This window comes from Vibrio sp. OPT41 (genome assembly GCF_015163595.1).
GTDB classification, from domain to species: Bacteria; Pseudomonadota; Gammaproteobacteria; order Enterobacterales; family Vibrionaceae; genus Vibrio; species Vibrio alginolyticus.
Genome location: NZ_JADDYH010000036.1, coordinates 52,005 through 61,499 on the forward strand (window position 1 = coordinate 52,005; position 9,495 = coordinate 61,499).

General features: G+C 42.7%; 10 protein-coding genes. 6 read left to right on the plus strand and 4 right to left on the minus strand.

The genetic code is table 11. The annotated features are described in order from the left end of the window. The first annotated feature begins 18 nt into the window (after positions 1-18). On the plus strand, positions 19-1,278 hold the full coding sequence (locus IQP38_RS14560; RefSeq protein ID WP_165935324.1) for a DEAD/DEAH box helicase: 1,260 nt from the start codon (positions 19-21) through the stop codon (positions 1,276-1,278). Between the two features lie 27 nt (positions 1,279-1,305). On the opposite strand, the gene IQP38_RS14565 is transcribed toward IQP38_RS14560, so the two are convergent. Together IQP38_RS14565 and IQP38_RS14570 are read right to left on the minus strand one after the other, a co-directional pair. Beyond that, positions 1,306-2,094, minus strand: coding sequence for an EAL domain-containing protein (locus IQP38_RS14565; protein WP_017634180.1), 789 nt, complete (start codon positions 2,092-2,094; stop codon positions 1,306-1,308). Positions 2,095-2,281: 187 nt separating this feature from the next. After that, positions 2,282-2,914, minus strand: coding sequence for a hypothetical protein (locus tag IQP38_RS14570; RefSeq protein WP_005376385.1), 633 nt, complete (start codon positions 2,912-2,914; stop codon positions 2,282-2,284). Between the two features lie 183 nt (positions 2,915-3,097). Here IQP38_RS14570 and IQP38_RS14575 point away from each other — a divergent pair, with 183 nt between their 5' ends. From IQP38_RS14575 to IQP38_RS14585, 3 genes are all read left to right on the plus strand, one after another. After that, positions 3,098-3,340, plus strand: coding sequence for a DUF2164 domain-containing protein (locus IQP38_RS14575; protein WP_005390155.1), 243 nt, complete (start codon positions 3,098-3,100; stop codon positions 3,338-3,340). A 174-nt stretch (positions 3,341-3,514) separates the two neighbouring features. Further along, positions 3,515-4,054 carry a cytochrome b gene (locus IQP38_RS14580; protein ID WP_005390157.1) on the plus strand — a complete coding sequence of 180 codons (540 nt, stop codon included), beginning with the start codon at positions 3,515-3,517 and terminating at the stop codon, positions 4,052-4,054. Further along, a complete protein-coding gene (locus IQP38_RS14585; RefSeq protein WP_193837693.1) occupies positions 4,051-4,620 on the plus strand; it encodes a YceI family protein in 570 nt (189 codons plus the stop codon). The genes IQP38_RS14580 and IQP38_RS14585 overlap by 4 nt, the downstream gene beginning before the upstream one ends. Positions 4,621-4,757: 137 nt before the next feature. On the opposite strand, the gene focA is transcribed toward IQP38_RS14585, so the two are convergent. Then, positions 4,758-6,209: a formate transporter FocA gene (gene focA / locus IQP38_RS14590; RefSeq protein ID WP_193837694.1), complete on the minus strand. Its 1,452-nt coding sequence runs from the start codon at positions 6,207-6,209 to the stop codon at positions 4,758-4,760. Between the two features lie 301 nt (positions 6,210-6,510). On the opposite strand from focA, the gene IQP38_RS14595 reads away from it, so the two are divergent. Next, the gene (locus tag IQP38_RS14595) at positions 6,511-7,416 is read left to right on the plus strand and encodes a LysR substrate-binding domain-containing protein (protein ID WP_169628838.1); all 906 of its coding nucleotides are present in this window, start codon (positions 6,511-6,513) and stop codon (positions 7,414-7,416) included. Positions 7,417-7,643: 227 nt separating this feature from the next. Further along, positions 7,644-8,126: a DUF1097 domain-containing protein gene (locus IQP38_RS14600; protein WP_193837695.1), complete on the plus strand. Its 483-nt coding sequence runs from the start codon at positions 7,644-7,646 to the stop codon at positions 8,124-8,126. Positions 8,127-8,279: 153 nt separating this feature from the next. Here IQP38_RS14600 and IQP38_RS14605 read toward each other — a convergent pair. Beyond that, positions 8,280-9,495: ATP-dependent nuclease (locus IQP38_RS14605; protein WP_228010073.1), on the minus strand; the 1,216-nt coding region annotated here is incomplete at its 5' end.

Here is a 9,495-nt window from a genome sequence, read left to right on the forward strand (position 1 = left end):
AAAATAATGAGGTTACACATGTCTGTTAATTTTGCTGATTTAGGCATCGAACAAAAGCTAATCGAGACGCTAGGCAATCTAAATATCGTGACGCCAACACCAGTGCAAGAAAAGTCAATTCCACACGTCCTTGCAGGAAAAAACTTACTTGCTGCTGCACAAACTGGTACGGGAAAAACGGCTGCGTTTGGTTTACCTATCATACAAACCGTTCAGCAAAAGAAACTTAACGGCACACCTCAAGCATTGATTTTGGTTCCAACACGCGAGCTTGCACAGCAGGTATTTGATAATTTGAATCAGTACTCGGCAGAAACAGAACTTCGCATCGTGTGTGTTTATGGTGGTACAAGCATTGGCGTACAAAAGAGAAAGTTAGAAGAGGGTGCTGATATTTTGATTGCCACGCCAGGCCGCCTTTTGGATCACCTGTTTAATGGTAACGTAAACATCTCTAAAACCGGTATGCTCGTGTTAGACGAAGCCGACCGTATGTTAGATATGGGATTTTGGCCTGACTTGCAGCGCATCTTCCGACGTTTGCCTGCTGAGAAACAGATCCTATTGTTCTCTGCGACATTTGAGAAGCGAATCAAAACTATTGCGTATAAACTCATGGAATCGCCAGTTGAAGTCGAAGTTTCACCAGCAAATACGACTGCTGAAACGGTAACACAAATGGTTTATCCAGTGGATAAAAAACGGAAACGTGAATTGCTAGCGTACTTAATTGGCTCGCGGAATTGGCAGCAAGTGCTTGTATTTACAAAAACGAAGCAAGGCAGTGATGAGTTAGCGAAAGAGCTCAAGTTAGATGGCATCAAAGCGGTTTCTATCAACGGCGATAAATCACAAGGTGCCCGCCAAAGAGCTTTGGATGAATTTAAACAAGGTAAGGTACGTGCTTTGATTGCAACCGATGTGGCAGCACGAGGGTTAGACATTCAAGAGCTAGAACAAGTCGTGAACTTTGATATGCCATTCAAAGCAGAAGATTATGTCCATCGAATTGGCCGCACTGGAAGAGCAGGAAAGTCAGGTTTGGCGGTTTCTCTGATGAGTCGAGATGAGGAGTACTTGTTGCAAGCTATCGAGAATCTGCTTGATCAACGCTTACCCCAAGAATGGCTGGCAGGTTTCGAACCAAGTCTTGTAGAAGAAATTGAGCCTGAACAAAATGGGGGTGGGCGTCGTCGTAGTCGTTCATCTGAGAAGCGTAAGCTAAAAGCAAAATTGGCGATTCATAAGAATCGTGGTAAATCACGTAGCTCTCGCTAAACCGCGCAAACTTTTGTTCTTACATAGTCAGGCTGTTTTTGCCTCTTCATAGGCGTCTAACGTTTGGGGGATAGCAAGTAGGTACCCTTGATACATATCGAAACCGAGCTTTTTCATTAAGCGAAGTTGATGCTCGGTTTCAATTCCTTCGATAACGGTTTTAGAGCATAACGCTTTTGCGAGTGATAATGCATCGTTAAGCGCTTTAAAATCACCGTTTTCATACCTTAGCAATAAAGAGCGATCCATCTTGATTATATCTGGGCAAACGCTTCTCACTCGCTCAGTTGTCGATGCATTGACGCCATAATCGTCAATCGCTAATTTAAATCCTTCAAGACTTAACTCCCGAGCAGCTTGAGACAAAGAGAGTTCATCCTCCACCTTCAATTCAAGTAACTCCATGACGATTTGTTCATTCATCAAATGCGATTCATAAATGGTTTGTTTTAGCAGTCGGTTATACGTGATGTCTTTGACTAGTATCTCTGCCGCTACCGGTAATACATTGAGAAACAATTGTTTTGTGTGAAAGCGAGACTGAGAGAAATTTTTGATATGGATTAGGCGACTTAAGCGTTCAACATTGAGCAAATCTTGAGTGGGAGTCGCTTTGGATTGGAAAAACTGATCTGGCCTAACCATGTTGCCATTGGCATTGCTAATTCTTACCAGTGCTTCAAGGCCAACGATGGAAATATCGTTCTTATATATGGGTTGAAAGACACTGCGGAGAGTGAAGTTCGCGTATTTCGCAATATACTGCCCGTCGGCTTGTTTCCGGATGCAACTAAGTAGTTGCGAGATGCTCATCATTGTTACCACAACCTAAATCAATGTCTCAACATCAGCGTTATCGCGCTAATTTTTCTATTTCATTGGCAATGAATCTAAGTGTGCTCATTAACTCAAGCAAGAACGATGGTAATGGATGGGTAGTTTTGTCGAGTGATATCAAACAAATTGATGAAATAATTGATAATCTCAGCACTTCAATTTGATGCTACCATTGCAGTACGGCATACAACTGCAAATATTTTCTGACTAACTGCTGTTTGTTCGAACGCCGTAAAGGATGCCCAAACTTAATGTAACAAGGGCTAATACCGAATCGAGTGTCCAAAGATTGCGTGAGTTGCGACTCGCTGGTGTACAGTGTGATTCCTTGTTCTGTGTATTCGTTGATCTGATCGGGTAGTTCACCCATCCACCAATGAAGTAATTCTCGGCTCGTTTTGCTGCGACTTATCCAATGATCGCAAACCAAAAAGAGTAGGTCATTAGGCTGTAAGGCATAGCCATATTCACTCTGCCATTCCGTAATTGATGAGAGTAAGTTTTCCCGGCAAGATTTTCCGGCACTGACCATATGGTGACTCAGAACCCAGACAGTGCCAATGTCGGATGAAATTCGATAGTGATGGGGAAGGTCTGGAGAATCCAACACTTCGATTGGCTTTATCACGCAGTTGTATCCAAAGTGACGAAAAGTATGTTCCATCCTTCTTGAAAACGCGAGACCAAGATGATGCTCACTCATGCCTTGGTTATGCACCGCAGGGTAATGCTTTTCACACAGCTTAAGACAGTCGTCTTGAAAATCATTAACACTTTGAATAACTAGGTCGAGTAGCAAAGAATATCCCTTAATAATTACAAAACGAACTGCAAAAGGTTAGCATAGTCTTTTGAGAATAGACTAATTTACTTCGGCAACTTCTTGATCTAAACACCAAATTTCTCACAAATGACCGTGTCTAATCTTTAATAGAACAACACGAAAGAAGCAGAAGTTGAACAAAAATTTGAAAGGGAAAAAATGATAAAGCTAGAACGCGCACAAAAAGAGGCGCTGGCCACCGCTATTCAAGATTACATGCAAGACGAGCTAGATGTTGAAATTGGCCAGTTCGATAGTGAGTTTCTAATTGATTTTATTACAGAAAAACTAGGGCCAATTTACTATAACAAGGGTGTTGAAGATGCTAAGTTACTGGTTGAACGCAGAATGTTAGAAGTTTCCGAAGAGCTGTATGAGATAGAACAAGAAGTTAAGCTGTAAGTTTCAGTTTTACAAACGATTTAAAGTTCCTTCAAAAAATTCGAACAACTTGATAGATACGGTACCATTGGCTGGATGTAAATGATGGTAAATAATCTGTTTCATATGACGTAAATAGGTTAATGTAGTGTTTCTTGCTCAGCATTAACTTAGGAATATATCTAGGAACTTGAGATGGATACACTGGTAAAGAATTACAACCTTACTGCACGCGTGATGCATTGGTTATCAGCGCTGTGCATTATTGGTCTATTTGCAGTGGGTTTGTGGATGGTCGACCTTAGCTATTACAGCGAATGGTATCGAACTGCGCCGCATTACCATCGCTCTGTCGGTATTTTACTCGCTATTTTAACTTTGGCACGCATCGTATGGAAACATGTGACGGCGTCACCAAAGGTAGAAGGCAAACGTTACGAAGTGCTTGCTGCTAAAGCAGCGCATGGTGTCATGTACCTACTATTGGTCACCATCTTTGTTTCAGGTTACCTCATTTCAACGTCTGATGGACGCGGCATCGAAGTGTTTAATTGGTTCACCGTGCCAGGAGCGGGAGAGTTATTCCCAGGCCAATCAGATATTGCAGGTGAGATTCACTTCTATGCAGCTTGGGCAGTCATCCTGATTGCAGGTTTACATGCTATTGCTGCACTAAAACACCACTTTATCGATAAAGACAACACATTAAGAAAAATGTTAGGAGCTTCAAAATGAAAAAGTCACTTTTCGCTACAGGATTAGCTATCGCTATGGCACTGCCATTTGGTGCGCAAGCTGCAGATTATGTCATCGATACCAAAGGTGCTCACGCTTCAATCAACTTTAAAGTTAGCCACTTGGGTTACAGTTTCATCAAAGGTCGTTTCAATACATTTTCTGGTGACTTTTCTTTTGATGAAAACAACATTGCTGACTCAAAAGTAAATGTTGTTGTTGATACAACCAGCCTAGATTCAAACCATGCTGAACGTGACAAACACATTCGTAGTGGTGACTTCATCGATGCTGGTAAATACAGTGAAGCAACCTTTACGAGCACAAAAGTGGTTGATAAAGGCAATGGCAAACTAGATGTAACTGGTGATCTAACGCTACACGGTGTTACTAAGCCTATTACTATTGAGGCTGAATTCGTTGGTGCTGGCAGTGACCCATGGGGCGGCGAGCGCACTGGCTTTGTTGGCAACACTCGCCTAGAGCTTGCTGACTTTGACATCCCAGTAATGGGTGCTTCAAGCTACGTCGATATGGAACTTCATATCGAAGGTATTAAGAAGTAATTAGTTCCTTTTAGATACACTAAAAGCGCTCTTCACTTGAAGAGCGCTTTTTTATTATCTTAATCACATCACTAACATCGATAAACCAGTCAGTGATAGCGATTGAAAGCCAATAGACGTTGTAAATGTTTAGCGAATTACGCTGTTTCTAACTCACTTTTTTCCACCAAGTTTAAACGCTCACCAAAAATCGGGCGTAGTGCTTTTAATACTTCAGTACGAGTAACCACCCCGACCATCTGCCCATTTTCAAGCACAGGAAGCACTTGTGGCTTACTTACTTTGATACTTTTAGCGCGTTCTTCGAGAGACAAAGACGTCAAGCGAGTGGCAATACCCATACTGCTCGCTGGGTACAACTGCTCTTTATCGATACATAGGAATTCCACAACATCAACGAGACGATCACCAGCGTCAATTGCGACCACATCTCGGCTCATGATGTCGACGACTTTTTGGTCTTTCACCGGAATGTAGTCCTCACACCATAGTTCTACCATCACATCGTGAGCAGAGAAGAAGCCAACTAATCGATTTTGTACGTCTACAACAGGTGCGCTAGTTACGTTGTTATCAAGTAACACATCCAGCGCGGCTGCAATTGGCGTTTCTGCACGAATGGTGACTGGTTTTGGGTTCATAATGTCTTTAACAAAAGAGGCATTTTTCATGGTGAAATCCTTAACTGACGACAGTGTTGTAGTTGTAGTGATAGAAGAAATATTCGCTGCTTTTAGTTCTGGTCGGCGAAAAATACACCAGTTTGAAAGGCCAACTAATACCGCTCCGCCGACGATGTTGCCAAGCGTGACAGGAATTAAGTTAGCGGTAATAAAGTGGCTAATGTTTAGGTCTGTGTATTGTGACGCGGGCACACCGACAGATGCCCAAAAAGATTCAGGTGCAAAATTCGCGATAACAATACCAAGTGGAACCATAAACATGTTCGCAACACAGTGCTCAAAACCGCTGCTGACAAACATTGCCACAGGCAAAATTGTCATTGCTGCTTTTGTCATTGCATTTGCAGAACTAAATGTCAGCCAAATCGCTAGGCAGACCAACAGGTTACAGAGAATACCGAGTGCAAACGCTTGAATGAGAGTGTGGTGAAGTTTGTGTTGTGCGATGTTAAGCGCATTTAATCCCCATTGACCGCCATCCATCTGATAAAGACCAGCAGCAGTAACCAACGCAAGTAGGAACATCGCACCAATAAAGTTACCAACGTAAACTTTGCCCCAGATCGAAAGCATCTTACCGAACGAGATTTGCTTATTGGCCCAAGAAATACTGGATAGGACGGAGCTGGTAAATAATTCACCACCGCAGATCACTATGAGGATCAATCCCATGCTAAATGCGAGTCCACCAGCTAGGCGGCTCAAGCCCCAACCAGCGCCCGTACTGCCGGTGGTCACCGTGATGTAAAACAAGAATGCTAACCCGATGAACGCGCCGGCCATAATGGCGAGGCTTAATGTCATACTGCTGGTTTTGTTTGCCTTACTTAACGCAAATTTTTCCGCTTCAACCATCATCTCTTTTGGAGAAAAATACTGGTGATTTTGAGAACTGGTCACCGCCATATTGACTCCTTAATTTGTAATCGCATAAAAAATCCTTGGTTATTAACTCAAAAATGAAATTGTTGTTTTTATTAAGAGCCTCAATGACTTCGGTTTCAAAACCATTGAGGCTTGCGGTGTTCCCGAACCGCGTACTCAGAATAGGGAGAACGGTTAGTAAGGTAAAATTGATAATATTTAGAAACCTCATCAAATTAATTGATAACTTTGCGGGGCCAGGTAAAATGAACTCTATTGCTTATTGGGGCATGCTTTAACAATTGTGGGGATTGGGAAATACCCACTAATAATGGAGGACACTTTGCGCTACTCACTTAAGCAATTAGCGGTTTTCGACGCAGTTGCAGATACCGGCAGTGTAAGCCAAGCCGCAGAAAAATTGGCTTTGACACAATCAGCGACGAGTATGTCGCTTGCGCAATTAGAGAAGATGCTTGGCAGGCCGTTGTTTGAGAGGCAAGGCAAGCAAATGGCGTTAACCCATTGGGGGATGTGGTTACGACCAAAAGCAAAACGCTTGCTACAAGATGCATTGCAGATTGAAATGGGCTTCTATGAGCAACATTTATTGAGTGGTGAGATTCGTATGGGAGCGAGTCAAACCCCAGCAGAGCACTTAGTTCCCGATCTTATCAGTATCATTGATAATGACTTTCCAGAAATGCGTATTTCTCTCGGTGTACAAAGTACAAAAGGGGTGATTGATGGGGTATTAGATTACAAGTATGACTTAGGGATTATTGAAGGGCGCTGTGATGATAACCGTTTATACCAAGAAGTATGGTGTCGTGATCATCTTACTGTTGTCGCAGCTTCTCATCATCCTTTTGCGCGTAATCAGTCTGTTAGCCTTGCGCAGTTAGAGCAAGCGAAGTGGGTACTAAGAGAGCATGGCTCTGGCACACGAAAAACATTTGATAGTTCTATTCACCACCTTATTGAAGATTTGGATGTGTGGCGCGAGTACGAACACGTTCCGGTGTTACGTAGTTTGGTTGCTAATGGTCAGTACCTTACTTGCTTACCGTATTTAGATGTAGAGCGATATATAGAAGCAGGTCACCTTGTGGCATTAAATGTACCTGAGTTAAAAATGGAAAGGACGCTTTCATTTATATGGCGTTCAGATATGGCAGAAAACCCATTAGTCGACTGCATTAAAAGAGAGGGACTGCGAATGATGAAAGGGAAGCCTTCAGTTCTTTAAAGGTTGATTAAATATGCCTACGAGATGAGTTGGTTTATTCCCTAAATCTGTTGATTTATCGGTTGCGTCAAACTTTTAATGTAAATTGTGAAAATAATAATATCTTATTGTGATCAATATCACCGATAGGCTGAGCTGATGTATCTAACATGTGTCCTTGATTTCAATGTATGAAGGCAGTTATTGAACCATATAGGTACGATAATAGCCGAGTAGGTATGACTACCATGACGAGACTTTTAGCTATTTCTATCACTACTGGAATTTTATCTGGCGTATGGGGTTGGATCGCCATCTCTTTAGGTTTGCTTTCTTGGGCTGGTTTTTTAGGTTGCACGAGCTACTTTGCAGCGCCAACGAGCGGATTGAAAGGACTAGGCATCAGCTTAATCACCAATATGACAGGCGTATTCTGGGCAATGGTAATTATTCACGGTTCCACTTACGTGGGGTTGGAAATTATTGGCTATGTGATTACCGCTATTGTGGCATTCTTCATGTGTATTCAAGCTAAACAGGCTTGGCTCGCGTACATCCCTGGTACTTTTATTGGTTCATGCGCAACATTTGCGGCTGACGGAAACTGGCAACTTGTCATTCCATCGTTGTTGCTAGGTGGTGTGTTTGGCTATCTAATGAAAGCGACAGGGCTATGGTTGCATACGAAATCAACCGCTACTTCTTCTTCGCTTGCTGAGCAAGCACAGTAGTGAACCCCCGATCTTATTGGTATCCACTGTGTATTGAGTTTTATCCCTCTCAATACCCTTAATCAAAATTAATGATGTTTGATACAAGCACACCAAATTGGTGTGCTTTTTTTGTATTACAAGACAATACGCTGAGTGTAAAATACGTCTAACTCATGTATTGCCGTTGGCCATGGTAACAACGCGTTTAAGTGTCCAGCGCAGAAGAACAGGAATACACTCCATGCCTTTCTCTTCACAATGAGAAACAATAGCCAAAGCTAAGTCCGGTTTTGCATGTTTTTTCAAAACACGATTTACGACTTTTTTAGCAGGGATAGGGTGGTCATGAGGAACTTTGATGATGTCCTTAAAGAAAAGTTCAAAACCATTGTTGTACAGAAAGTGCTCGATGTCTCGGTCGGGTAACTCCGTAAGTCGATGCCTTTCCTGATCATGGTCGAGCTGTGCTCGCACTGCATGCGCGTACTTTTTCCCTGCTGGGTCGCCATCGGTAACGACATGCCAATCAATACCAAACTCTTTTGCTACTTTGATGAGTGATTTTAGACCTGATTGAGCAAACTCAACGATTTGAACCCCTTCGGCAGCCAAGTCATACCCGCATTGACGAGCCAGTTCATGAAAAAGCCAAACTTCGGTTTCGCCCTCAACAAGTAACCAGCACCGCGCAAATAATGCGCCTGAACGATGAAAACGAATATGGAAACCAATTCGGCGCAACTCATCTCGACCAAACTTTGTTGAGTTTAAACTCTTAGCGATGGTTCTGTCTGATAGCCGAATTAAACGTCGAATTGAATACAGTGGAACAGAACCGAGTAACGTGCCACTGTTGGTGGTTAATATCTTTTGCATTGGCAACAATTGCAATAAGGACCACGCTCTCGCTAGATGAGTTGGATGCAGTCGACCTTCTGGATCTTCAATGATCAGTATTGGTCTCGCACAGCGCCTTAAATCGGTGGGGCCTTTAGCTTGAAGATAGGCATTGAGTAACCCCATTAAAAGCAAGCGGCTTTGTTTGTCATTGGTTTCTTTCAAGAACTGACTCAAACCTTTATCAGAGGAAGGGCTGGTATAGAAAAGACCATCACGAGGTTTGCGTGGGTTACCTTTACTGACACTTCTGAACGCAAAATAGTGTTCAACAAGCGTTTGCATTGAGTCGAGGCTACTACGAATCTCACCTTTATTCACATGGCCAGGCATAGCCAATAAGCGTCGACAGGTGTTGTTGATTCGTTTTTCAATCCGAGCATTTTTACCATCGCCGTTGACATGGTTTAAATCTGGGAAGCGTCGGGAGTCACGTAGTCGGATTACAGGATGAAGTGTCATTAACTCAATAGCGAGTTTCTCTGAGTGG